Source organism: Amycolatopsis sp. NPDC114504 (assembly GCF_055633595.1).
In genome coordinates, this window is sequence record NZ_JBVKDU010000002.1 from 1,004,202 (window position 1) to 1,026,729 (window position 22,528).

At 71.3% G+C, this 22,528-nt stretch carries 21 protein-coding genes; 5 read left to right on the top strand and 16 right to left on the bottom strand.

The features are described 5' to 3' along the window. Positions 1–120 precede the first annotated feature (120 nt). On the top strand, positions 121–2,007 hold the full coding sequence (locus tag ACZ7PG_RS16670; protein WP_470239919.1) for a DUF6541 family protein: 1,887 nt from the start codon (positions 121–123) through the stop codon (positions 2,005–2,007). 124 nt (positions 2,008–2,131) lie between these two features. Here ACZ7PG_RS16670 and ACZ7PG_RS16675 read toward each other — a convergent pair whose 3' ends face one another. From ACZ7PG_RS16675 to ACZ7PG_RS16705, 7 genes are read right to left on the bottom strand one after another with little or no spacing between them, the layout of a single operon-like run. Continuing rightward, on the bottom strand, positions 2,132–3,112 hold the full coding sequence (locus tag ACZ7PG_RS16675) for a lysylphosphatidylglycerol synthase transmembrane domain-containing protein (protein ID WP_470239920.1): 981 nt from the start codon (positions 3,110–3,112) through the stop codon (positions 2,132–2,134). Further along, entirely contained in the window at positions 3,109–4,368 is a 1,260-nt protein-coding gene (locus ACZ7PG_RS16680) for an acyl-CoA reductase (protein WP_470239921.1), read from the bottom strand. The genes ACZ7PG_RS16675 and ACZ7PG_RS16680 overlap by 4 nt, the downstream gene beginning before the upstream one ends. Beyond that, positions 4,365–5,417, bottom strand: a complete 1,053-nt coding sequence (locus tag ACZ7PG_RS16685; protein ID WP_470239922.1) for a LuxE/PaaK family acyltransferase — start codon at positions 5,415–5,417, stop codon at positions 4,365–4,367. The genes ACZ7PG_RS16680 and ACZ7PG_RS16685 overlap by 4 nt, the downstream gene beginning before the upstream one ends. After that, positions 5,414–6,808 (bottom strand): AMP-binding protein, encoded by a 1,395-nt coding sequence (locus ACZ7PG_RS16690; protein ID WP_470239923.1) that lies wholly within the window; start codon positions 6,806–6,808, stop codon positions 5,414–5,416. The genes ACZ7PG_RS16685 and ACZ7PG_RS16690 overlap by 4 nt, the downstream gene beginning before the upstream one ends. After that, a complete protein-coding gene (locus ACZ7PG_RS16695) occupies positions 6,805–7,536 on the bottom strand; it encodes an SDR family NAD(P)-dependent oxidoreductase (protein WP_470239924.1) in 732 nt (243 codons plus the stop codon). The genes ACZ7PG_RS16690 and ACZ7PG_RS16695 overlap by 4 nt, the downstream gene beginning before the upstream one ends. Beyond that, the gene (locus tag ACZ7PG_RS16700; protein ID WP_470239925.1) at positions 7,529–7,771 is read right to left on the bottom strand and encodes an acyl carrier protein; all 243 of its coding nucleotides are present in this window, start codon (positions 7,769–7,771) and stop codon (positions 7,529–7,531) included. Before ACZ7PG_RS16700 ends, ACZ7PG_RS16695 begins: the two co-directional genes overlap by 8 nt. A gap of 11 nt (positions 7,772–7,782) precedes the next feature. After that, a complete protein-coding gene (locus ACZ7PG_RS16705) occupies positions 7,783–8,502 on the bottom strand; it encodes a UDP-N-acetylglucosamine acyltransferase (protein WP_470239926.1) in 720 nt (239 codons plus the stop codon). Positions 8,503–8,651: 149 nt separating this feature from the next. Between ACZ7PG_RS16705 and ACZ7PG_RS16710 the strand changes: the two genes are divergently transcribed. Then, positions 8,652–9,758, top strand: coding sequence for a DegT/DnrJ/EryC1/StrS family aminotransferase (locus tag ACZ7PG_RS16710; protein ID WP_470239927.1), 1,107 nt, complete (start codon positions 8,652–8,654; stop codon positions 9,756–9,758). Beyond that, on the top strand, positions 9,755–10,711 hold the full coding sequence (locus ACZ7PG_RS16715; protein ID WP_470239928.1) for a Gfo/Idh/MocA family protein: 957 nt from the start codon (positions 9,755–9,757) through the stop codon (positions 10,709–10,711). The genes ACZ7PG_RS16710 and ACZ7PG_RS16715 overlap by 4 nt, the downstream gene beginning before the upstream one ends. Here ACZ7PG_RS16715 and ACZ7PG_RS16720 read toward each other — a convergent pair. The 3 genes from ACZ7PG_RS16720 to ACZ7PG_RS16730 are packed head-to-tail and all read right to left on the bottom strand — an operon-like array spanning position 10,708 to position 13,386. Next, a complete protein-coding gene (locus ACZ7PG_RS16720; RefSeq protein WP_470239929.1) occupies positions 10,708–12,099 on the bottom strand; it encodes a M20/M25/M40 family metallo-hydrolase in 1,392 nt (463 codons plus the stop codon). The genes ACZ7PG_RS16715 and ACZ7PG_RS16720 overlap by 4 nt on opposite strands. 55 nt (positions 12,100–12,154) lie before the next feature. Next, entirely contained in the window at positions 12,155–12,877 is a 723-nt protein-coding gene (locus tag ACZ7PG_RS16725; protein WP_470239930.1) for a hypothetical protein, read from the bottom strand. Beyond that, positions 12,874–13,386 carry a SigE family RNA polymerase sigma factor gene (locus tag ACZ7PG_RS16730; protein ID WP_470239931.1) on the bottom strand — a complete coding sequence of 171 codons (513 nt, stop codon included), beginning with the start codon at positions 13,384–13,386 and terminating at the stop codon, positions 12,874–12,876. Before ACZ7PG_RS16730 ends, ACZ7PG_RS16725 begins: the two co-directional genes overlap by 4 nt. A gap of 118 nt (positions 13,387–13,504) precedes the next feature. Between ACZ7PG_RS16730 and ACZ7PG_RS16735 the strand changes: the two genes are divergently transcribed. Then, positions 13,505–14,080, top strand: coding sequence for a hypothetical protein (locus ACZ7PG_RS16735; protein WP_470239932.1), 576 nt, complete (start codon positions 13,505–13,507; stop codon positions 14,078–14,080). A gap of 162 nt (positions 14,081–14,242) precedes the next feature. Here ACZ7PG_RS16735 and ACZ7PG_RS16740 read toward each other — a convergent pair whose 3' ends face one another. From ACZ7PG_RS16740 to ACZ7PG_RS16755, 4 genes are read right to left on the bottom strand one after another with little or no spacing between them, the layout of a single operon-like run. Continuing rightward, entirely contained in the window at positions 14,243–14,866 is a 624-nt protein-coding gene (locus ACZ7PG_RS16740) for an acyltransferase (RefSeq protein ID WP_470239933.1), read from the bottom strand. After that, positions 14,853–16,049 (bottom strand): glycosyltransferase family 4 protein, encoded by a 1,197-nt coding sequence (locus ACZ7PG_RS16745; protein WP_470239934.1) that lies wholly within the window; start codon positions 16,047–16,049, stop codon positions 14,853–14,855. The genes ACZ7PG_RS16740 and ACZ7PG_RS16745 overlap by 14 nt, the downstream gene beginning before the upstream one ends. A 32-nt stretch (positions 16,050–16,081) precedes the next feature. Next, positions 16,082–17,011: an NAD-dependent epimerase/dehydratase family protein gene (locus tag ACZ7PG_RS16750; protein ID WP_470239935.1), complete on the bottom strand. Its 930-nt coding sequence runs from the start codon at positions 17,009–17,011 to the stop codon at positions 16,082–16,084. A gap of 25 nt (positions 17,012–17,036) precedes the next feature. Beyond that, on the bottom strand, positions 17,037–18,170 hold the full coding sequence (locus ACZ7PG_RS16755) for a DegT/DnrJ/EryC1/StrS family aminotransferase (RefSeq protein ID WP_470239936.1): 1,134 nt from the start codon (positions 18,168–18,170) through the stop codon (positions 17,037–17,039). A gap of 127 nt (positions 18,171–18,297) precedes the next feature. Between ACZ7PG_RS16755 and ACZ7PG_RS16760 the strand changes: the two genes are divergently transcribed. Continuing rightward, positions 18,298–21,405: an AfsR/SARP family transcriptional regulator gene (locus ACZ7PG_RS16760; RefSeq protein ID WP_470239937.1), complete on the top strand. Its 3,108-nt coding sequence runs from the start codon at positions 18,298–18,300 to the stop codon at positions 21,403–21,405. Here the strand turns inward: ACZ7PG_RS16760 and ACZ7PG_RS16765 are convergent. Beyond that, on the bottom strand, positions 21,380–21,895 hold the full coding sequence (locus tag ACZ7PG_RS16765) for a nuclear transport factor 2 family protein (protein WP_470239938.1): 516 nt from the start codon (positions 21,893–21,895) through the stop codon (positions 21,380–21,382). The two genes, ACZ7PG_RS16760 and ACZ7PG_RS16765, sit on opposite strands and share 26 nt — an antisense overlap. Continuing rightward, entirely contained in the window at positions 21,892–22,500 is a 609-nt protein-coding gene (locus ACZ7PG_RS16770) for a TetR/AcrR family transcriptional regulator (RefSeq protein ID WP_470239939.1), read from the bottom strand. The genes ACZ7PG_RS16765 and ACZ7PG_RS16770 overlap by 4 nt, the downstream gene beginning before the upstream one ends. Between the last annotated feature and the right edge of the window lie 28 nt (positions 22,501–22,528).

Genomic DNA, 22,528 nt, shown 5'->3' on the forward strand with positions numbered 1-22,528 from the left:
AGGGAAACGCACTGGTCAATATAACCCGTTCGGGTATCGCGAAGGGACGTTCGCGAATCGTCCCGATCGGACTCCTCACCCCGGAGCACCCGGCTGATCGTTGTCGGCTTAGTCTCCAGCGTGCTCTCCGTCTGCGTTGCCATTGTCGTCATCGCCGTCCCGGGCCTTCTCACGGGACTCGCTGTGGGATTGCGTGGCTGGGCCCTCGCCGGATTGGCCCCCTTGCTGAGCTACGCCATCGGCGGCCTGACCGGGCCGTGGACGGCGGCGGTGGGACTGTCGTTCACGCCGCTGACCTACGCGATCTCGACCGTCGTGTTCGCCGCGATCGCCTACGGTGTCCGGAAACTGACGGTCCGGCGGTGGGCACCCGAGCCGGAACCCGGGCTGTGGGACCGACGCGGGCACATCGCCGTCGGCGCGTGCCTGCTGTTCGGTGCGGCGGTGGGCTTCTACGCGACGCTCCGTGGCCTGGGCCACATCGGCGCGCTGCCGCAGGGCTTCGACGCGGTGTACCACGGGAACGCCGTCCGCTACATCGCCGACACCGGCGACGGCAGCCTGTTCGGCACGGGCCACGTGAACTGGTACGGCGACGCGGCGCCGGTGTTCTACCCCAACGCCTACCACCTGCTGGCGGCGGTGACGAACCGCCTGACCGGCGCGTCGATCCCGGCGACGCTGGACGCGAACACGCTGCTGCTGCCCGGTTTGCTGGCGTTGTCGCTGGTGACGTTGGTCCGCGAGTTCCGCGGTCGCGCGGTGCTGGCGGGCGCGGTCGCGCTGACGGCGGTGGCGCCGGTGATGGGCGTCTACGAGTCGATGGACCGCGGGCCGCTGCTGCCGTTCGCGCTGGGCGTGACGCTGACCCCGCTGGCGGCGGTGGCGTTGAAGCGGTACCTGGAGCGCGTCGCGCCGGACACGGGTTTCGTGCTGCTGCTGGCGGCGGTGGGCTTGCTGTGCATCCATTCGTCGACGTTGTTCGGCGGAATCCTGTTCGCCGGCCCGCTGCTGGTGCAGCGCTGGCTCACGGGCTGGCGCCGGATCGGCCGCGACCTTTTGGCGCTGCTGCCGATCGCGGTGGTGTCGCTCCTGGTGGCGTGGCTGCAGTTGTTCGGGGCGCTGGGCCTGGCCACCGGCGGCATCCCGTACTACGGCTGGCCGAGCGAGTGGCGCGCGTCGACGGCGCTGGGAGCGTTGCTGGGGTTCCAGCACATGGAGGCGCATCCGCAGGTCTGGCTGTCCGTGGCGCTGTTCCTCGGGATCGTGTTCTTCGCGAGGGCGGGGGCCTTGCGCTGGATCGGGTTGACGGCCGCGGTGACGGGCCTCGCGTACATGGCGGTGTCGTCGTCGAACGCTCCCCTGGTGATGGCCCTTTCGCGGCCGTGGTGGGACGACCCGTACCGGTTCTTCTCGATGGCGGCGATCCCGCTGTGCGTGCTGGCCGCGCACGGTCTGGCCTCGACCCAGGCGTGGCTACGCGAGCGGCTGCCGGCTCGCGTGCCGGCGGTGGCGATCGCGGTGGTGGTGCTACTGGGTTTCGTGGCGCTTTCGAACGGCTTGTACTTCCGCTCGAACGGCGCCCGCGTGTACACGGGCTACCAGTCCGCGGACCCGTCGAAGCTGGTCGTGACGGCCGGCGAAGAGACGGCGATGGAGGAGCTCGGCAAGCTGGCGGCCCCGGGCGAGTGGGCGATGAACGACCGCTTCGACGGCACGGCGTGGACGTACGCGCTGTCCGGCGTCCGGACGGTGGCCGCCCACTACGACGAAACGACCCCGCCCGGGGACGCCACATTGCTGGCCGAGCGATTCCGCGATTACCAGACGGATCCGGCGGTTCGGGCGGCGGTTCAGCGGCTGAACATTCACTGGGTGATCTTGGGGAAGCCCTCGACGGTGCCAGGCAAGGCTTATCAGCCGGGGTTGATCGGGCTGGCCGGAGAGCCGTTCTTGAAGGAAGCTTGGCGCGATTCGGACGCGGTGATTTATCGCTTGCTGCCGTGACCGGGTGACTCACCCGGGGCGGTTCACCACGACGACGACCCCAAGTTGTCCACATGTGCGTAACGCCTGTGGACAACTTGGGTACAGCCGGTGGACAACCTGGTCAGCCGGCTGAGCGAGCCGCTCAGGCGACGGGCGTGACCGCCGGGCGGGTGGAGCGGGCCGCCACCGCGGCCAGGCCCGCCGTCAGCAGGTCGGCCACCGTGAACATCACCCGGGACGCCACCGCGAACGCCGTGGCCTGGCCGACCGTCAGGCCGCTGGCCGTCAGGACCGCCACCTGGGCGACCTCGCGGACGCCCACGCCGCTCGGGAGGATGAACGCGAACGTCCCCACCGTCATCGCGACTGCCATCGCGCCGACGCACAGGACGAAACCGCTGAAACCGGGCGTACCGACCGAGTTCGCCAGGAGCCACAGGTGGATTCCCTGCAGGCACCACGCCACTGTCGAGGCGCCGAAGACCTTGGTGACCACCCGCCAGCTCAGGGGGTGGGCCAGCGGGGGCCGCCGGAGGAGCTTGAGCACCAGGGACGTGCCCCACGTCAGGATCTTCGGGTGCAGCATCGCCAGGCCGACCGGGATCAGCACGAACAGCCACAGCGCGCGGGGGCTGTGGCTGAACACCGCCGGCGCCGCCAGGAGCGACACCACCAGCGCCGACACCACGCCCACGCCCAGCTGGATCAGCGAGCCCGTGAAGATCCTCGCGCGGGCCAGGCCCGCCTTGCGGCCCAGCTCCATCTGCAGCAGGTACGCCCAGACCGACCCCGGCACGTACTTGCCGAGCGAGCCGACCAGGCAGATCTGCGCTCCCCTGGCGTAGCCGATCGGCTTGCCGAGGTCGTCGACCATGACCTGCCAGCCCCAGGTCGACACCATGATCGCCGCGATCAGGGCGACGAGGCTGAGCAGCGAAGACTGCCACGCGACGTCGTGCAGGGTGTGCCAGAACTCGCCCCAGTTCGAGGCCAGCTGCTTGGCCGCGAAGCCGATGACCAGCAGGATCGCGACCCATCTGGCGACATCGAGGATCTTCGCCTTGGTGGACTTCCGCTGCTTTCCCGCAGCCGGGAGTTCCTCGGGCGTCTCAACTGTCGTCATCGACGGTCTCCTCCGGCCTGCACCGTGACGAGGCGGCTGAATTCGGTGAGGAGATCGTAGCCGTCCCACACGGCGGAGAACGTCAGGGCCGAGCCGAACGGCACGATCCGGTCGACGCCGCGGCCCGCGAGCTCGTGCGCGAACGCCGTCAGCTCCTCGACGGTGAAGCCGAATTGGCTGACCGTCTGGTCTTTCCGCAGGACGATCGGTACCAGATCAGACAAAGTGGACACTTGCGCGTTCGCGAACGTGCCGGCGCCGAGCCATTCCCGCGGCAGCACCGCCGGGTCCGCCAGCTCCAAGGTGGCCAGTCCGTTGCCGTCGAACGCGATCTCCTTGACCAGCCCGTCGACCGCCGCGCCGTACGCCGAGACGCGCTTTTGGACCGCCATCGCCGGCTCGGTGACGTGCTGCTTCGCCGCCAAGACCGACGCGAGCAGCCTGCGGAACTCCCGGCCCGCGGCCTGGGCGCCCGTGGCGTCGCCGACCCAGAACACCGCGCGCGGCGACGAGCAGGCGGCCTGGTCGAACCAGTACGAGTCGTTGTAGAAGCCCTCGGCGGCCGCGCGACGCTCCTCGGCGGACGCCCGCTGCCAGCCCGCCACCGACGCGACGGCGAACGACGAGCGGTCCGGGAACGTCAGGTCACGCGCGTGCGGCGCCAGCGGGTACTGGCGCAGCGCCGCGACCGAAGTGTCGCCGCCCCAGATGACGCGCAGGTCGGCGGCCAGCGACAGGGCGCCGCTCACCTCGTCGCTGCGGTCGTACGTCACCATGCGCTGGGTCGCCGTGATCGCGGCCGCGGTGTCGGTGTCCACTTCGGACAGTGCCGCGTTCAGCGCCTCCAGCACCGCCTCGGCGGCACCGGCCGAGCGCGACGAAACCCGCACGACGTTGTGGTTGCCCGCCAACGCGGACAGTGCCCACGAGTAGACGAAGATCGTGTCGACGTTCGCCGGCGGCACGTGGAACACCAGCCCGCGCGGGAACCGCAGCGCGTCACCCGAGGTGTCCAGGGTGGACAGCGCCCGGGCGATCTCGCCCTTGCGCAGGAAGAACCCGAGGGACGCCAGTTCGGGGAACCGGCGCGCGGTGGCCGGGGCCAGCAGCTTGCGGGCGAACTTCGTGATGAATTCGACGATCCGCGGGTCGCCGACGCGCAGCCGGCCACCCGGGGGCGACGCGCGCAGCTCGTCGACCAAGTCGCTCACGGAAACCGCGGGCGCCGCGGGAAAACGCTGGGTCAGAGTGGTCACGCCGCCGCTCCCGAGAACGTGTCCGAGCAGCCGCGGGCCTCGGCCTTCGGCAGCCGGCCGAGGACGGAGAAGTGCTTGCCCGGCCAGTCACCGTCGTCGATGCCGTTGTAGACACCGAGATCCTCGGTGAGCAGCACGTGGCCCGGGTACGACCGCGGCAGCGTCGAGACGACCTCGATCACGCCCGGCTCGCCGACGGGCTGCTCTTCCCACGTCTCCGGGTTCCGGATCACGACGTCGGCGAAGTCCGGGCAGTAGAGCGAGTTCCCGGACGGTCCTTCGAGGAACACCGTGCCGATCTGCTCGATCATCCCGTAGTAGTTGTGGATCCGGGTGAGCCCGGTGTCCTCCTTGAAGCGCCGCCGGAACTCGGTGTTGTCCACCGCGCGGTCGATCAGCTTCTTCCAGCCACCGGAGTGGACGAGGATGCCGTTCGACAGGTCGAGGCGGTGCTCCCGGGCGACCTCGTAGAGGTACTGCCAGACCATGAACGTGAAGCCGAAGATCAGGAACGGCTTGCCGCCGTACTCGGCCAGGAACTTCTTGACCGCCTCGACGTCCGGCTTGTCGTTCTCGTCGAGCACGTAGGTGTGCTTGCGGCCGAAGTTCGCCATGCCCAGCACACCCGCGCCGCGCGCGGAGAACGAGCGGCGGTTCTTGATGATGCCGATGGTGTCGACCATCAGCATCGGCAGCCGCTCGCCGCCGAGGACCTCCTGCAGCGTCGCGCCCAGCTGCTTGGTCTGCGCGCCCGCCGCCTCCTTGTCGAGGTAGATCCGCGACGCGCCGGCGCCGGTGGTGCCGGACGACGTGAGGGTCTTGAACACCTCGCTGTCCGGCACGGACTTCAGGTCGTGCGTCTTGAACATCCGCACGGGCAGCCACGGCAGGTCCGCGATCGTGGCGAAGGTCGAGGACGGCGCGATCCCCAGCGAAGCCAGGATCCGCTCGTAGCCCTCGGAGTTCGCCCGGTGGTGTGCCGTCAGCGCGGCGAGCTCGGGCAGCAGCAGGGCCTCCCGGTCGGCCTGCGACCGAGTGAACACGCTCATACCTTCGCCTCCAGTGACCGGTAGTCGATCTTGCCGCTGGCCAGCAGCGGCACGGTGTCGATCGGGCGGACGTCGAACCCGCTGGCGTGCAGGTGCAGCCGCTCGGACAGCGCCCGCGACGCGTCCTTGCAGATGTCCTTGTCGACGCCCTCGGCGAACAGCACCACCTTGTCGCCGGCGGGCACCGCCGCCACCACGTCGATCCCGACCGCCGCCGTGCGCACGGCTTGCTCGAGGTCGTCGAGGCTGATGCGGTTGCCGAACACCTTGCCGATGCGCTTGAGCCGCCCGGTGATGAACAGGTACCCCTCTTGGTCGAGGTACCCGAGGTCACCGGTGGCGAGCACGCCGCCGCATTCGTCGCCCTTGGCCAGGCCGGACTCGTCGTCCGCGTAACCCAGCATCACATTGGGCCCACGGTAGACGACCTCACCGACGATTTTGGGGTGCGTGGTCTCCGACCCGTCGTCGCGACGGACCGAGAACGCCCCGCCCGGCAGCGCCGGCCCGGCGGAACCGAGCTTTTCGGCCAGTCTTTCGGCGGGCACCGTGGTCATCCGCGGCGCGGCCTCGGTCTGGCCGTACATGACGTACATCCGGCCGCCGACGGCCAGCATCTTGTCGTTGAACTCGGCGATCAGGTCGTCGCGCAGCCGCCCGCCGGCCTGCGTCAGCGTGCGCAGCGTCGGATACTTCGCGGGGTCGAACTTGAGCCGCCGCAGCATTTCGTAGTGGTACGGGACGCCTGAGAGGGACGTCACACCGTACTTGGTCACCGCGTCCCAGAACCCGCGGCCGAGCACGCCGGACGGCTCGATCACGACGGTCGCGTCGCGCACCAGGTGCGAGTTCAGCACCGAGAGCCCGTAGCTGTAGTGCAGCGGCAGGCAGGTCGGCGCGACCTCGTCGGCGTCGATGCGCAGCACCTGCGCGATGGCGTCGGCGTTGGCCAGGATCGCCTGCCGCGAGAGCCGGACGAGCTTGGGGTTGCCGGTCGACCCGCTGGTCGGGAGCAGCACGGCCAGGTCGGGGTGCGGCCGGACCCCCTCGGCGGAGTCGCGGACCCAGTCCGCACCGCGCACCGAGTACCCGTCGGGCGCGTCACCCGAAGCCGCCAGCACGGCCGCCGGGCGGAAGCGCGAGACCAGCCCGGCCAGCACGTCGACGTCCAGCGCCGGATCGATCAGCGCGATCGCCCGGCCGGACTCGAACGCGCCCAGGTAGGTCAGCACGCTCGGCAGGTCGGCGGACATCCGCGCGAACACGACGCCGACCGGCAGCGCGGCCAGCTCCTCCATCCGCCTGCCGACCTCGGCCGACAGTTCCGCCCCCGCCAGCGAGCGGCCCCCGGCCACGTCCACCAGCCGAGCTCCCGCACCCAGCAAAGTCACAGCACCAAGCCTCCGTCGACGCCCAGCACCTGCCCGGTGATGAAGGACGCCTCATCACTCACCAGGAACCGGATCGCGTTCGCCACGTCTTCTGCCCGGCCCAGGCGCCCGAGCGGCGTCTTGCCGGTGTTCTCCGCCTTCGCGTCCTCGCTCAGGCCGGCGGTCAGGTCGGTCTCGATCACGCCCGGCGCGACCGCGTTCACGCGGATGCCCGACCGGCCGAGCTCCTTCGCCGCCGAACGCGCGATGTTCGCCACCGCGGCCTTCGACGCCGCGTACACCGTCTGACCGGCGCTCCCGTACTCGCCGACGATCGAGGCGAGCACCACGATCGCGCCGGTCTTCTTGCGCATCATCGCCCGGGCCGCGGCCTGGACGGTGTGCAGCGTGCCGGCGACGTTGGTGCTCAGCGTCGTGTCGACGAGCTCCTCGCGGATCATCCCGAGGAGCGCGTCCTCCATGATCCCGGCGTTGGCCACGACGATGTCGAGCTTGCCGTGCTCCTTCGCGACGCCCCTGACCAGCGAAGACACCGCCTTCGCGTCGGTGACGTCGAGGGCGAGCCCGGCGGCCGCGCCGACCGCCGAAGCGGCTTCCTTGGCGCGGGCTTCGTCGCGGCCGGTGAGGACCACCGTCGCGCCCGCCTCGGCGAGCGCGCGCACGGTGGCCAGGCCGATCCCCCGCGTCCCCCCGGTGACGAGCGCGACGCGACCGGACAGATCAGTCATTCTTCGCCTGCAGCTCGGTCACCATGTCCACGGCGACCTTGAAGCTCGACATGTCGATCACCTGGTCGGTGTCGAACTCGACGTCGAACTCGTCCTCGATGGCCGCGACCAGCGCCATGTGGCCGACGGAGTCCCACGCCTCGAGGTCGCGGTACTTCAGGTTCTCGACGTCCACGCCGCTGTCGAGGTCCAAGGCCTCGATGAAGACCTCGCGCAGCTTGGGGGCAACCGACATGCTCTTGACTCCTAGTGCTCGTCGCGCGGGCGGGCGTCCCACGCCTTGACCAAGGTAGAGAGGTCGCCGGGCAGGGTGGCGTCCGGGAGACCTTCCTTGCCCTTCAACCACGGTCCCAGCGCCTCGATGGTCGCCTCGTCGACGCCGCGGCGGGACAGGCCGATGACGTTGAGACCGGTGACGCGGGCCGGGTTGCCGACGGCGATGGTGAACGCGCCGATCTCGCGCCGCACCGCCGAGCCCATCCCGACCATCGCGCCCGGCCCGACCACGACCTTCTGGTGCAGGATCGCACCCATGCCGAGGTTGGCGCCGTCCCAGATGTGGCAGTGGCCACCCGTGACGGCGTTGGAGGCGATCGTCACACCGTCGCCGACCAGGCAGTCGTGCGCGATGTGGGAGCCGCGCAGGAAGTAGCCGTCGCTGCCGATCGTCGTCGTCCGCCAGGTCCCTTGGTGGACACTCACGTACTCGCGGATCCGGTTGCGGCTGCCGATGAGGACGCCGTGGCCGTCGTGATCCGCGTCACCGGCCGGGGCTTCGTCCCAGGCCGCGGGGTGGGGACGGCCGCGGTCCTCACCGGGTGTGCCGATCGTCACGTGCGGGCCGATCCAGTTGCCGTCGCCGATCCGGGCCGGTCCGACGACCACCGCGAACGGCCCGATCACGTTGTCGTCGCCGAGTTCGACGCCTTCACCGAGGACGGCGGTCGGGTGGATGCGGTTGACCACGGGCGGGTATCCGTTCGTCGGCGGCTGGGTGCTCGGTGCGCGGACACGCCCGGTAGCGTGTGGCCCGCGTTCACGCAGGGCAGCCGGGCGCAGAATCGGCGGCTCATGGTACCGGACGCACCGAAATCGCCTGCCGGGAGAGACTGCCCATGATCCCCATCACCGTGGTCGACGTCCGCGACGCGGAGGACCTCGTCGTCGAGGTGCTGCGCTCCGGGGCCATCGCACAGGGCCCGATGGTCAAACGCTTCGAAGACGCGTTCGCCACCGTCTCCGGGACCAAGCACGCGGTCGCCGTCAACAACGGGACGACCGCGCTGGTCGCGGCGCTGCAGGTCCTCGACCTGCAGCCGGGCGACGAGGTCATCACCTCGCCGTTCACCTTCGTCGCGACGCTCAACGCGATCCTCGAAGCCGGCGCGACCGTCCGGTTCGCCGACATCCGGCGCGACGACTTCGCGATCGACTCCGACGCCGTGACGAAGGCCGTGACCGACCGCACGAAGGTGCTCATGCCGGTGCACCTCTACGGCCAGACCGCGGACATGGGCAAGCTCGGCCCGCTGGCCGCCGAGCACGGCCTGCAGGTCATCGAGGACTCCGCCCAGGCCGTCGGCGCGACGTTCGAGGGCAAGCCGGCCGGTTCCTTCGGCATCGGCTGCTTCTCGCTGTACGCGACCAAGAACATCACGACCGCCGAGGGCGGCGTCATCACGACGGACGACGACGTGCTGGCCGACCGGCTCCGCGTGCTGCGCAACCAGGGCATGCGCGCCCGCTACCAGTACGAGATGGCCGGCCACAACTACCGGATGACCGACCTGCACGCCGCCGTCGGCATCCCGCAGCTCGCGAAGCTGGACCAGCTGACCGCGGCCCGCCAGGCGAACGCGAAGCGGCTGTCCGAAGGCCTGGCCGGCACGCCGGGCCTCGACATCCCGCAGGTGCTGCCCGGGCGCGACCACGTCTGGCACCAGTACACCGTGCTGGTCGGGCCGCACGCGATGCTCTCGCGCGACGAGTTCACCCAGGCGCTCACCGAACGCGGCATCGGGAACGGCATCTACTACCCGAAGGTCGTCTTCGACTACGCCTGCTACCAGGGGCACCCGCTGATCCCCGACGCCCGCGTCGAGGACTTCCCGGTGGCCGGCGCCGTCGCGAACCAAGCCGTCTCGCTGCCGGTGCACCCGCACCTGACCGAGTCCGAACTGGACACCATCATCGAAACCGTTCGCGAGGTACTGGGCGCATGACGCATCGGATCGCACTTGTCGGGACCGGGAACATGGGATCGCTGCACGCCCGCGTGCTGGCCGGCAACGACCGCGTGTCGCTCGTCCGCGTGATCGATCCGCGCGAGGAGGCGGGCAAGGCCGTCGCCGAGCGGTACGAAACGCGGTGGACGCCGGAAATCGGCTCACTGTCCGATGTGGACGCCGTCGTGCTGGCGTCGGCCACCGAGGCGCACTACGAGCTGGCGCAGGAGATCCTCGGCCAGGGCAAGCCGATGCTGGTGGAAAAGCCGGTGTGCAACAGCTACGAGCTCTCCCAGGAGATCGTCGCGCTGTCGGCGTCGAAGGACGTCCCGCTGATGTGCGGGCTGCTGGAGCGCTACAACCCGGCCGTCATGACCGCGCGGGCGCTGGTGAACGAGCCGGTGCACCTGATGGCGCGCCGCCACGGCCCGTACGCGCCGCGCATCAAGACCGGTGTCGCGTGGGACCTCCTGGTGCACGACGTCGACCTGGCGATCCAGTTCTTCGGCGGCGCGACGCCGTCGCGGGTCACCTCCGGCGCGGGCTACTTCCACCCGTCGTCGGTCGACGGCGCCGAGGACACGATCGAGACGGTGCTGTCGTTCCCGACCGGCCTGGCCACGGTTTCGGCCTCGCGGCTGGGCCAGAAGAAGGTCCGGTCGCTGGTCGTGTCGGAGCTGGACCGGCTGATCGAGATCGACCTGCTGCGCCGCGACGTCACGATCTACCGGCACGTCTCGCACGACTCCGTCACCCCGGACGGCCTCGGCTACCGGCAGCAGACGGTGATCGAGATCCCCGAGCTGATCACGGCGCGCGAGCCGCTGGCCTCGCAGCTGGACCAGTTCTGCGACCTGCTGGAGGGCAAGGTCGACGCCGCCACCGAGCGCGAGCTGATCCTGCCGTCGCACCACGTCGTCGAGCAGGTCCTGACGCAGGCCGCGGCCTAGCTGACCGGCACCGGGAACGCGGCCGGGCTCCGACGCCCGCCGGGGCCCACCGCGCGGACGGCGAAGAAGACATTGTCCTTGGACAGGTCGATCTTCGCCGTCAACGCCGGGCCGACGTCGATCGCGTGCGTCCAGTCGGGCGCCGTCGTCTCGCGCCAGAGGACCTCGTAGCCGGCCGCGCCCGGCGTCGCGTCCCACAGCAGCTCCGAGTCGTTCGTCAGGGCCGCCGTGCGGATCTTGACGCCCTTCGGCGTGCCCGGCGCCGTCGCGAGCGACCACAGCGCGGCGCCGTTGACCCGCGCGACCCTGGCGATGAACGGGAAGTCGCAGAACTCCGGCAGATCGCCGTACTGGACGCCGTTCTCCACGCGGACGTCCTGGTGCTGGTGCGCGAAGTCCTCGGCGGGCTCGGTGAACCGCGCCGCCGGGTAGCCCTGCTCGAGGAAGCCGATGTGGTCGCCGCCGCGCAGGTAGCGGTCACGGCGGTAGATCACGCGGACCGTCATCCCGGTCGCGTCGTTCTCCGCCACGGACTTCACGAACCGGGCCAGCTGCCGCGGCGGTGAGTCGTTCTCGCCGCCGATGCTGCGCCGCAGGTTCGCCTCGGCCGGCGTCTCCGCGGTCGGGACGCCCTCGGCGAACAGGCGGATGGTCGTCGGGTCGCGCGTGCCGTCGTCGGCGCGGCTGGAGCCGACGATGTCGTCGGTGAACATCGCCTGGACGTCGGTGCCGGCGGCCTTGAACTGCTGCGCCAGGTGCCGCGCGCCGTAGAGGCCCTGCTCCTCGCCCGCGACGGCGGCGAAGACGATCGTCGCGGCCGGCTGCCGGGTCGAGAGGACCCGCGCCAGCTCCAGCGCGACCGCGACGCCCGAAGCGTCGTCGTCCGCTCCCGGCGCGTCGCCGGTGAAGTCCATGACGTCGGTGCGGCGCGAGTCGTAGTGACCCGAAACGACGTACACGCGGCCGGGTTCGGTCGACCCGTGCAGCGTCGCGACGACGTTCGTGATCGTCGTCGGCACCGGGATCCGGTCGGCCGGCGGCTGGACGTACGACTGCAGCTCGACGGTCATCCGCCCGCCGGAAGCGGCCGCGACCTGCTGGTACTGCGCGAACAGCCAGTCGCGCGCGGCGCCGATGCCGCGCACCGGGTCGGCTTGGGCGGACAGCGTGTGCCGGGTGCCGAACGCGGCCAGCCGCCGCACGGTCGCCTCGATCCGGCGCTCGTCGACCTGCCGGAGCAGGGCCCGCAGGTCCGAGCCGGGCCGCTGGGGGCGGACGGGAACGCCGGGGCCGCGGTCCCCGAGTTCGGTGGCGCCGGCGGGGACTCCGACCGCGGAAGCGGCGCACAGCACGGCCGAAGCGGTGAGGAACACTCGTCGAGAGGTCACGGAACCGGTCTTACGCCCGCGCGAGGACGTCGTGTACCGCCGACCGGACGCGCCGCTACTTGGTGAGCCGCTTGCCGTTCCCGTCGTAGGCGATCAGCGGGGTCAGCGACGCGGAGTCCGGCACGAGGACCGGGTCGAACCAGAAGAAGACCACGTTCGGGTCCTGCGTCCACTTGGCCAGCGTGGCCTCGATGGTCTTGCCGTGGACGGTCGTCGTGATCCTCGTCGCCGGGCCGGCGAAGTAGCCGAAGACCGGGATGAGCTGGTCTTGCAGGACCTCGCCGCCGTCGGTGGCGTGGAAGCCGAACGACCGGTCGGAGCCGCGGACCTCGTTCGTCGCCAGCGCGGCCTGCACCGAGGTGCCGGAGCGGAAGCCGGCGACCAGGCCGAAGTGGATGTCCGGCAGCAGCTGCGGTTCGTCGACCTCCCGCGCGAAGAAGACGATCTCGCCGGCCTTCGTCAGGATCCCGGTGCCGACGACGTCGCCGAGCGGCGGCCGTTCGGGCGTCGAGGTGGTCGGCGCGGGTGCGGGTGCGGACGACGTCGGCGGGGCCGGCGGCTGCGCGACCGGCGCGGGAGCGGGCTGCCGCAGCTGGACGGCGAACACGACCACCAGCACGACGGCGGCCGCGGAAGCGATGCCCGCGGTGGTCGTCAGCACGCGGCGGCGACGCCGGATGCGCGTGCCGTCGGCCACGATCCGGGCCAGGTCGGGTTCGGCGAAGGGCTCGTCGGGCGGCTGCCGGAGGGCGGCGCGGAAGTCGTCGAGGTCGTTCATCGCCCGCTCCCTCCGATCAGCGTGTCCTCGCCCGTGCCGGCCTCGACGCGCAGCTTGGCCAGCGCCCGGGAATTCGTGCTCTTCACGGTACCCAGCGAAACGCCGAGCTCACGGGCCACGTCGGCTTCGGGCAGGTCGAAGAAGTGGCGGAGCACGACGACGGCGCGTTCGCGGGCGGTCAGCGTCCGGAGCACCGCGGTGAGCCACGCGCGCTGGGTGACGGCCTGGTCGACGTCGAGCCGGTCCTGCTGGTCTGGCATCGCCTCGGTGGCGTACTCGCGGATCGGGCGCCGCCAGCCGTCGATGACGTGGTTCATCAGGACGGTGCGGGCGTAGCCGTAGGCGTCCTTGTGCCGGACCCGCGACCAGGCCGCGTACGTGCGCGTGAAGGCGGTCTGCGCGGCGTCCTCCGCCTGGTGGCGGTCGCCGGTCAGCAGATAGGCGGCGTGGGTCAGCCGGGCCGAGGACGCGCGCACGAAGTCCGCGAACTCGTCGTCGCCGCGCGCCATCCGTCACCTCGTTCCGTCCTTCCCAGCGACGGCCGGGCCGCGGAAAGGTTGCTCTCAACCTTTTCGAGCGTACGCCCGTCGTTACCCCGGACGATCTTGTCGCCGAGGGAGGAACCGCATGAGGAAACGCCTCGTCATCGCCGGAACCGTGGTCGCCGCGTGCGGCGCGCTGGCCGTGTCCGGCGTGCTGACCAGTGCGAACGCCGCGCCTGCCGCACCGGTTGCGCCGGCCGCGCCGGTTTCGCCGCCGCCGACCCGCGTGGCCGCGCCCGGGCACGAGGTGCTGGGCGAGCTGATCCCGTCGGGCATCGGCGACCTGGTCTTCTACGGCGTCAAGGTGCAGGAACCGCGGCTCCCGCAGACGACGTTCGGCATCATGGCCGGCACGAGCGCCGACGGCGACCTGGTCATCGCGAACGAGTCGTCGGGGTCCGACAAGGCGACCGGCTTCCACGCCGTGACCGGGGGCATCACCGTCGACGGCCACGAAGTGCCGAGCTTCGGTTACTACGTCGGCCCGGCCGCGAAGATCACGAGCTCGGCGGGCGTCGCGCACCAGGCCCGCTGGAGCGCGGACCCGAACGTCGTCGTGTTCTGGTTCGACCTCGGCACGCCCGACCCGGCGCGGCTGAAGGCCTACGACGCGGCCGGCAACAAGCTCCCCGCGGGCAACACGGACGTCGGCCACGGCTGAAACGTTGTGTAACCGATACCTTGCCCTCGGTCACCTCGGACTAGATTGTCGGACGCGCGCTCACGTGCGAAGGCTTCCGCCCGCACCCGTGCTGACCTGTGGGTACGAGCGGTTCCCCGACGGCGGCGCCGGCTTCACCGCCGGTGCCGCCGTCATCCAGCTTCACTCCGAGAAGTCGCCGGACGGCGCGCCCCAGCCGGGGGCCTGACCGCGTTCCTCCGCGATCTCGCGGCGACGCGCGTTCTCTGTCCGGACCCGGTCCACTTCGGACTGGATGTACTCGTCGTCGTACCGCTGGAACACCCGGGCCGGGTTGCCAGCCACCAGCGTCCGCGGGGGAACGTCCTTCGCCACCACCGAGTTCGGCTGCACCGTGGCGAAGTCGCCGATCGTCACGCCCGCCATGATCACCACCAGGCCGCCGATGAAGCAGCCCTTGCCGATCTTGACCGGCTTGCGCTCGATCAGGTCGCTGCCCGAATGGTTCTGCAGCGTCATGTTCGCGAGCCAGCTCGAGTGCGTGAAGATCAGCGTGTTCAGCCCGATGCTGGTGTGCTCGCCGATCTCCAGCCCGCCGCTCGCGTCGAGCGCCGCGCCCTCGCCGACCCAGCAGTGGTCGCCCATCTTCAGGTTCTCGGGGCTGATGATCTTCACGCGTTCGCGCACCCGGCACGTCTCGGGCAGCCCGTAGAACCGCGCCCGTTCGGCGTCGTTCATGTACTGCGAGACGAGCTCGGTCAGGATCTGCGGGCGCAGCCGGTGGCTGCGCTCGTCATCGAAGAACATCCGCTTCCGACACCATTTTCTCGAACGTGCGAAGGTGTTCCTCGGCGACGACGTCGAGGCCGAAGTTCGACCGGACCATCTCGCTCTCGCGCTGCCCGATCAGCGCGCGCTTCTCCGGGTCGTCGAGCAGCTCGATGACCGTCGAGGCGACGGCTTCGGAGTCGTCGGGACGCACCAGCAGCACGTTCTCGCCGTTGCGCAGCTCGATGCCGGGGTAGTTGTCCTCGGTCGCCGACGCGATCGTCGCCGTGCCGGACAGCATCGCCTCCAGCGACGCCGTGCCGCAGCCGCCGTTGAGGTCGTGCGTCACGATGTCCGCCGCCGCGAAGTACGCCGGGACGTCCGCCTTCGGCACCGCGCCCGTGACCACCAGTGCTTCCGAGACGCCCAGTTCGGCGGCACGCTTCAGGAACGCGTCGTGGTAGACGCGGCCGACGACGACCACCCGGACACCGGGGTGCTTGTCCAGGATGGACGGCAGGGCCTCGATCAGCGGCAGCCGGTTGCGCAGCGGGATGACGTGCCCGAGCGAGACAATCAGCGGTGCGTCACCGATCTCGTGCTCCGCGCGGACGTCCTTCGTCACCGGCTTCGCGAAGTGTCCGGTGTCGACCGCGATCGGGAAGTACTCCGAGTTCGCGTCGCTGGTGCCGTAGCGCTCGACGCAGTAGTCGACGCCGAGCTTGTCGAGGATGACGTAGCGCGGCCGGATGTAGCGCAGGATCGGCCGCACCAGCAGGGCGTCGAGCATCCGGAACACGCCGCCGTACAGCTTGTTGTCGCTGATCAGCAGGGTGTGGATGGTGAGGAGCACCGGGATGTGGTGCCGCCGCGCGTAGATCCCGGCCAGCCACGACAGGTCGAAGAACTGGCCGTGCAGGTGGACCGCGTCCGGCTTGAACTCGTCGAGCAGCTTCCACAGCCGCCGCCAGTTGCCCGGCCGCAGCGACGCGAAGCTCATGTCGAAGTCGATCGACAGGCCGATCTGCGGCATCTTCACCGCCGGGAGGCGCACGACGCGATAGCCGTCGCGCTCCTCCTCGGCCGGGGCGTCGGCGTAGGCGGCCGTGATGGCCAGGACTTCGTGCCCGGCCTCCACGAACTGCGCCGCCAGCGACGCCGACATGTGCGCGCTCCCACCGACTCGCGGCGGGAAGAAGTTGTTGACCACCGCGATGCGCATCGCACGTCCTCGGGCTGGGCCCGCGGTGGTGCTCACTCGGAGTCCTTGACCAGCTGCCGCATTCCGTCTTCGACAGTGATCCGCGGCTCCCAGCCGAGCACCTCGCGGGCGCGGGTGATGTCGGCGGCGCGCCGCGACACGAGCACCTCACGCTCGTTGAACAGCGGCTCGACGTCGACGCCGACGGCCTCGATGAGGATCTTCGCCAGCGCGGCGATCGACGTGTCGATGCCGGTGCCGATGTTGATCGGCAGGTTCGCCTGCTCCGACTCCAGCGCGGCGACGACGGCCCGCGCCAGGTCGCTGACGTGCACGAAGTCCATCGACTGGTCGCCGCGGCCGTCGATGACCGGCGGCTGGCCGGCGCGCAGGCGCTGGATGAAGTGGTTGATCACCGAGGTGTAGTAGGCCTCGATCTTCTGGCCGGGGCCGTACACGTTGAAGAACCGCAGCGCGTTCCAGGACAGGCCCTTCTGGCGCTCGTAGAAGCCCAGCAGGTCCTCGCCGGCACGCTTCGAGATGCAGTACGGCGTGAGCGGGCGGAGCTCGTCGTCCTCGCGCATCGGCAGGCGCTTCGGCTCGCCGTAGACCGACGCGGTCGAGGCGAACACCAGGCGCTCGACGCCTTCGTCGGCCGCCGCGGCGAACACGTTGTGGTTGCCGATCATGTTGATGTCGATCGACTCGTGCGGGTCGGCGATCGACTTGTTGATCGACACCGTCGCGAAGTGGATGACGTGCGTGCAGCCGCGCATGGCCTCGCGCACCGCGCCGCCGTAGCGGACGTCCTTCTCGACGAGCTCGACCTTGCCGGTGGCGACGAACTCGTTGACACGAGCGCGGTCGCCGCGGGTCATGTTGTCGAAGATCCGCACCGTGTAGCCGCCCTCGATGAGCAGCGGGATGACGTGCGCGGCGATGAACCCACCCGCCCCAGTGAAGAGCACCTTCTTGTCGGACACCGAATTCTCCTAGGTAGTGCGGGCTTCAGGACAGGGACTGCACGGCTTGGCGCACGACCTCGCCGACGCGGGTGACCTCGGCGTCGGTGAGGTTGGCGTGCATGGGGATCGCGAGCTGACGCGCGAACGCGTCGGCCGAGACCGGCAGCGGGGCCTGGGGCCCGTAGATCGGCTGCAGGTGCGAGGCGTAGGTGCCGAAGTTGCACTGGACGCCCGTCTCGCGGATGCGCAGCGCCAGGGTGTCGCGGCTGACCTCGGGCGCGACCGTGAGCAGGTAGGCCTGCCACGGGTGCTCGCGATCGGACAGTTCCACCGGGACGGTCAGCGCGTCGATGTCCGCGAAGGCTTCGTGGTACCGCTTCGCCACCGAACGGCGGGCGGCGAGCAGGTCCGGCAGCCGGTCGAGCTGGACGTTCATGATCGCGGCCTGGACGTCCGACATGCGGAAGTTGTAGCCGAGCTCGTGGAACTCCGGGATCGGCAGCGTGTTCGAGCCTTCGCGGCTGATCGCCGGCTCGATGCCGTAGGTGTGCAGCTTGCGGGCGTGCGCGATGAGGTCCTCGCGGTCGGAGACCAGCGCGCCGCCTTCGCCCGCGGTGATGCCCTTGCGGCCGTGGAAGGAGAACGCGGCGAGGTCGGCGAGGCTGCCGGCCGGGCGCGTCTTGTACGTCGCGCCCGCGGCGCACGCGGCGTCTTCGAACAGCCAGAGGCCGTGCTTGTCGGCGATCGCGCGGTACTCGTCGAAGTCGCCCGGCTGGCCCGCGACGTCGACGACGAGGATGCCGACGGTCTTCGGGGTGATCAGCGACTCGATGTGGGCCGGGTCGGCGCTGAAGACGTCCGGGCGGATGTCGGCGAACACCGGCGTCGCGCCGGCCTGCACGACGGCGTGGCCGGTGGCCGGGAACGTGTAGTCCCCGACGATGACCTCGTCACCCGGCTGGACGCCCAGGACCTTCAGTCCCAGGAAGAGCGCGGACCCGCAGTTCGCGGTCGTCAGCGCGTGCGCGGTACCGGTGACCTGCGCGAACCGTTCCTCGAAGCGGCGGCACGCCGGTCCCGCACCGGCCAGCCAGCCGGATCGGAAGACCTCGGCCACGGCGGCTAGCTCTTCTTCGCCCACGGTCGGCTGACCTAGGGCAATGCTGTCGGTCGACATACCTCTCCCATTGCGTGGGGACCTGGCGAAGTGTATATACGCTCACTCAGCTGATTCACAGGCCCACACCGAAGGCCACTTTAGAGTGAAAACTTTCCCTGGTCGGTACCCGTCTTAAGCTGAGGCCATGCGATTCGGGGTGCTGGGGGCCATCGCCGCGTGGCGCCCGGACGGTACGCAGGTGGCGGTGGGTGGCCCGCGGTCGCGGACGCTGCTGGCACTGCTCGCCCTGGACCCCGGCCGGTTCGTCCCGGCGGAGCGGCTGATCGACGGGATGTACGGCGAAAACCCGCCGGACGGCGCCGCGAACGCCCTCCAGTCGCAGGTCTCCCGGCTGCGGACGGCGTTGAAGGAGCTGGCGCCGGTCGAGTTCACCCCGGCGGGGTACCGCTTGGTCGTCGAACCGGACGAAGTGGACGCATCAGCCTTCGAAAGCCTTGCCCGCGAAGGCCGGACGCTGCTGAAGAACGGCGAGCACGCCCGCGCGGCGTCCACTTTGGGCGAAGCGATGGCGTTGTGGCGCGGGCCGGCGTTCACCGACCTGGCCGACGCGCCGTTCGCCGCCGCCCAGTCCGCCCGGCTCGAAGAGCTGCGGGCCGACGCGGCGGACGACCACGTCGAAGCCCGGCTGGCCCTCGGGCGGGCCGAAGACGTCCTCGCCGAGCTGCGGGACACCGTCGCCGCGCAGCCGCTGCGGGAGCGGCCGCGCGCGCAGCTCATCCGCGCGCTCGCCGCCGCGGGCCGGCCGGCCGACGCGCTGGCCGCGTTCGAAGACGCCCGTCGCGCACTGGCCGACGAGCTGGGCGCCGACCCTGGTCCGGACCTCGCCGAAGCCCACCTCGCCGTGCTGCGCGGCGAGACCGAACGGCCGGCGATCCCGGCGCTGCCCGCGCAGCTGACCAGCTTCGTCGGCCGGGCCGGTGAGCTACGGCAGGTGACCGGGCTGCTGGACCGCAGCCGGCTCGTGACGCTGACCGGGCCGGGCGGCACCGGCAAGACGCGGCTGGCGATCGAGATCGCCACGGCCGCCGCCGATTCCGGACTGGTCGCGTTCGTCGAGCTCGCCCCGCACAACGGCGCCGGTGTCGCCGGCGCCGTGCTGGCCGCGCTCGGCCTGCGCGAGAGCACGCGCGGCGGCCCGCAGGACCCGGCCGACCGGCTGATCTCGGCCCTGCGCGACCAGCGGGCACTGCTCGTGCTCGACAACTGCGAGCACGTCGTCGACGTCGCGGCGCGGCTGGCCGCGCGGCTGCTCGGCGCGTGCCCGGGCCTGCGGGTGCTGGCCACCAGCCGCGAGCCGCTCGGCATCACCGGCGAGCAGCTGGCGCCGGTCCCGCGGCTGGCCGTGCCGCCGCCGGGGACGTCCGCCGCGGAGGCACTGGAGTACCCGGCGATCCGGCTGTTCGCCGACCGCGCGGCCGCGAGCGACCCCGCGTTCACCGTCGGCGAGGCGACGATCGGCGACGTCCAGCACGTCTGCGCGGCCCTCGACGGCCTGCCGCTGGCGCTGGAGCTGGCCGCGGCGCGCGTCCGGAGCCTGGACCTCGGCGAGATCGCGGCCCGGCTCGACGACCGGTTCCGGCTGCTCGCCCGCGGCAGCCGGACGGCCGAGGAGCGGCACCGGTCGCTGCGCGGCGTCGTCGAGTGGAGCTGGGACCTGCTCGGCGACGACGAACGCGAGCTCGCCCGGCGGCTGACGGTGTTCCCCGGCGGCGCGACGCTCGCCGCGGCGGCCGAGGTCTGCGGCACCGACGGCGACCTGCTGCTCGAACTGGCCGACAAGTCGCTGGCCGAGGCCGTCGGCGGGCGGTTCCGGATGCTGGAGACGATCCGCGCGTTCGGCGCGGAGAAGCTCGCCGAAGCGGGCGAGACCGAGCGGTTCCACCGCGCGCACGCCGAGTACTTCCTGCGGTTCGCCGCGGAAGCCGACCCGATGCTGCGGACCGCGGCGCAGCTGACCTGGCTGGACCGGATCGACGCCGAGTACGACAACCTCCTGGCCGCCCTGCGCTGGGCGACCGGGAACGACGTCGCGCTCGCGCTGCGGCTGGTGCCACTGCTGGCGATGTACTGGTGGATGCGCGGACGGCGGTTCGAGGGCGCCGGGTTGTCGGCGGCCGTCGTCTCGCGGACCCCGCCGGAGCTGCGCGAGGAGTACGTCGAGGAGTTCCTGGTGTGCGTGCTCGGCGCGCTGTCCGGGCAGCCGGACGAGGCCCTGGAGCAGTACCTGCCGATGGTCCACCGGTACGCGACGAGCGTGGACTGGGCGCCCCGGAACCCGATCCTGGTGATGCTGCTGGGCGTGGTCGCCGGCCCGCCGGGCGACGACGAGCAGCTGCTCGGCCGCGGCGAGGCGCTGCTGGCCCACGGCGACCCGTGGAGCTGGGCCCTGCTCCCGACGGGCATGGGCCTGCGAGCGATGATGACCGGCGATCCGGCCGGCGCCGAAGAAGGACTGCGCGAAGGCGCGGCCCAGTTCCGCGAGCTGGGTGAGCGGTGGGGCCTGTCGATGGCGCTCGACCACCTGTCGCAGCTGCTCGCGTGGCGTGGCGACCACGCCGCCGCGCTGCCGATGATGGACGAGGCGCTGGGCCTGATGCACGAGATCGGCGCGCGGGACGACGTCGCGGACCTGATCTGCCGCCGCGGGTGGGTCCGGCTGCTGGACGGCGACCGCGCGGGCGCCCAGGCGGACTACGAACTGGCCGCGGCGACGGCGCGCCGCTCCGGCATGCCGGAGTCCCGCTCCGCGGCCTACGTCGGCCTGGCGACGCTGGCGCGGCTGTCCGGCGACCTGGCCGCGTCCAGGGAGCTCTGCGAGCGCGCGCTGACCGAAAGCCCGGCCGGCTCGTTCTCGGCGGAGTCGGTCCGCGCGGCGGCGATGATCGCCCTCGGCTGGCTCTCGGTGGTCGAAGGCCGGCCGGCCGAAGCGGCCCGGCTGCACCGCGAGGCGCTGCTCACCGGCCGGCGCCGGCACGCCGGCGACATCGTGGCGTTCGCGTTGGAGGGCTTGGCCGGGGTCGCCGCGGCGGAGTCGCACCCGGAGCAGGCGGCGCTGCTCCTGGGCACGGCGGTGGCGGTGCGCGGGACGGCGATCGCCGGCGACCCGGACGTCTCGGCGGTGCGCACCCGGGTCGTCGAGACGCTGGGGACGGACGGGTTTGAACGCGCTTACGGGACGGGGCTCGGGATGAGCGCCCAGAAAGCGCTCACCACGGCGGGGCTGGCGGACTAGTCGTTCCGGACGTCCGGGGCGCCACAAGCGGCACCGCGTGCCGGTCGCCGGAGCGGACCATCGCCAGCAGCGGCTTCACCAGCACGCCCAGCGCCCGCGCCACCGCCGGCCGCCCGTTCCGCCGGGCGAGGGCCGGACCGAACCGGTCCATCAGCGCCACCAGGCCCGGCAGCGTCCGGACGAACAGCGTCGCCTCCTCGATCAGCCCGTCGGCGTTCAGGCGCACCACCGTCGCCTCCTCGATCGGCTCGCCGCCGATCCGGGCGGTGTAGACCACCACCCGCGTCCGCTCGTCGCCGACGTCGGTGTGGAAGCAGATCTCCGACAGGTGCGCGTACGCCACCTCGATCAGCGGCCGCAGCTGCGCGTGCCCGGTGAACCGCACCCGCGAGGTCAGCGGCGAATGCAGGACCGCGTCCGGCGCGAACGCCGTCATCGCCAGGTCGACGTCGCCGGCTTCGGCCGCGCGGCGGTAGGTCTCCGTGCTCATCGTTCCCCCTCGATCAGCGCGGCCAGGCCGCGCCACAGCAGGTCCACGGTCAGCGCGACGACCTCGTCGCGCGGGATTTCGCGGTGGCGCCACCACCACGTCGCCACGGCGTTCAGCGCGCTCTTGCACGCCTCCGCCAGCACCTCGTCGGCCAGCGGGCGCGGGATGCGAGCCGTCAGGTGCAGCGGCACGCCGTGGAACAGCGCCGCCAGGTTGGCCGTCGCGCGCTCCTGGCCGCGGCGGTGCACCGACGCGACCGCCGGGTCCGACGGCGTCTCCGCGAAGATCATCCGCCAGCCACGCTCGTGGTCCTCGATCCACGCGAAGATCGCCGAGACGCGGCTGCGCAGCAGCACCTCCGGATCGTCCGAGGCCGGCAGCGAGCCCCAGCCGGCCAGCAGGCCGTCCACTTCGGACTCCAGCAGCGCCGCGTACAGCTCCGCCTTCGCCGGGAAGTGGTCGTAGAGCACCGGCGTGCTGATCCCGGCGGCCGCCGCCACCTCGCGCATCCCCGCGGCGTCGTAGCCCACCGATGCGAAAACCGAGCCGGCCGCGGCGAGGATCCGCTCGCGCCGCGCTTCCCGCGTCAACCGCTTACCTGACATTGGTTAGGTACCGTACCTGACGACTGTT

Excerpts from the sequence above, each read along its gene's own strand:
- ACZ7PG_RS16760 (WP_470239937.1), top strand. The coding sequence starts at position 18,298 with ATGCGATTCGGGGTGCTGGGGGCCATCGCCGCGTGGCGCCCGGACGGT.
- ACZ7PG_RS16740 (WP_470239933.1), bottom strand. The coding sequence starts at position 14,866 with ATGTTCTTCGATGACGAGCGCAGCCACCGGCTGCGCCCGCAGATCCTG.
- ACZ7PG_RS16755 (WP_470239936.1), bottom strand. The coding sequence starts at position 18,170 with ATGTCGACCGACAGCATTGCCCTAGGTCAGCCGACCGTGGGCGAAGAA.
- ACZ7PG_RS16725 (WP_470239930.1), bottom strand. The coding sequence starts at position 12,877 with ATGAACGACCTCGACGACTTCCGCGCCGCCCTCCGGCAGCCGCCCGAC.
- ACZ7PG_RS16710 (WP_470239927.1), top strand. The coding sequence starts at position 8,652 with ATGATCCCCATCACCGTGGTCGACGTCCGCGACGCGGAGGACCTCGTC.
- ACZ7PG_RS16765 (WP_470239938.1), bottom strand. The coding sequence starts at position 21,895 with ATGAGCACGGAGACCTACCGCCGCGCGGCCGAAGCCGGCGACGTCGAC.
- ACZ7PG_RS16685 (WP_470239922.1), bottom strand. The coding sequence starts at position 5,417 with ATGAGCGTGTTCACTCGGTCGCAGGCCGACCGGGAGGCCCTGCTGCTG.
- ACZ7PG_RS16745 (WP_470239934.1), bottom strand. The coding sequence starts at position 16,049 with ATGCGCATCGCGGTGGTCAACAACTTCTTCCCGCCGCGAGTCGGTGGG.
- ACZ7PG_RS16735 (WP_470239932.1), top strand. The coding sequence starts at position 13,505 with ATGAGGAAACGCCTCGTCATCGCCGGAACCGTGGTCGCCGCGTGCGGC.
- ACZ7PG_RS16770 (WP_470239939.1), bottom strand. The coding sequence starts at position 22,500 with ATGTCAGGTAAGCGGTTGACGCGGGAAGCGCGGCGCGAGCGGATCCTC.
- ACZ7PG_RS16675 (WP_470239920.1), bottom strand. The coding sequence starts at position 3,112 with ATGACGACAGTTGAGACGCCCGAGGAACTCCCGGCTGCGGGAAAGCAG.
- ACZ7PG_RS16715 (WP_470239928.1), top strand. The coding sequence starts at position 9,755 with ATGACGCATCGGATCGCACTTGTCGGGACCGGGAACATGGGATCGCTG.
- ACZ7PG_RS16695 (WP_470239924.1), bottom strand. The coding sequence starts at position 7,536 with ATGACTGATCTGTCCGGTCGCGTCGCGCTCGTCACCGGGGGGACGCGG.
- ACZ7PG_RS16700 (WP_470239925.1), bottom strand. The coding sequence starts at position 7,771 with ATGTCGGTTGCCCCCAAGCTGCGCGAGGTCTTCATCGAGGCCTTGGAC.
- ACZ7PG_RS16730 (WP_470239931.1), bottom strand. The coding sequence starts at position 13,386 with ATGGCGCGCGGCGACGACGAGTTCGCGGACTTCGTGCGCGCGTCCTCG.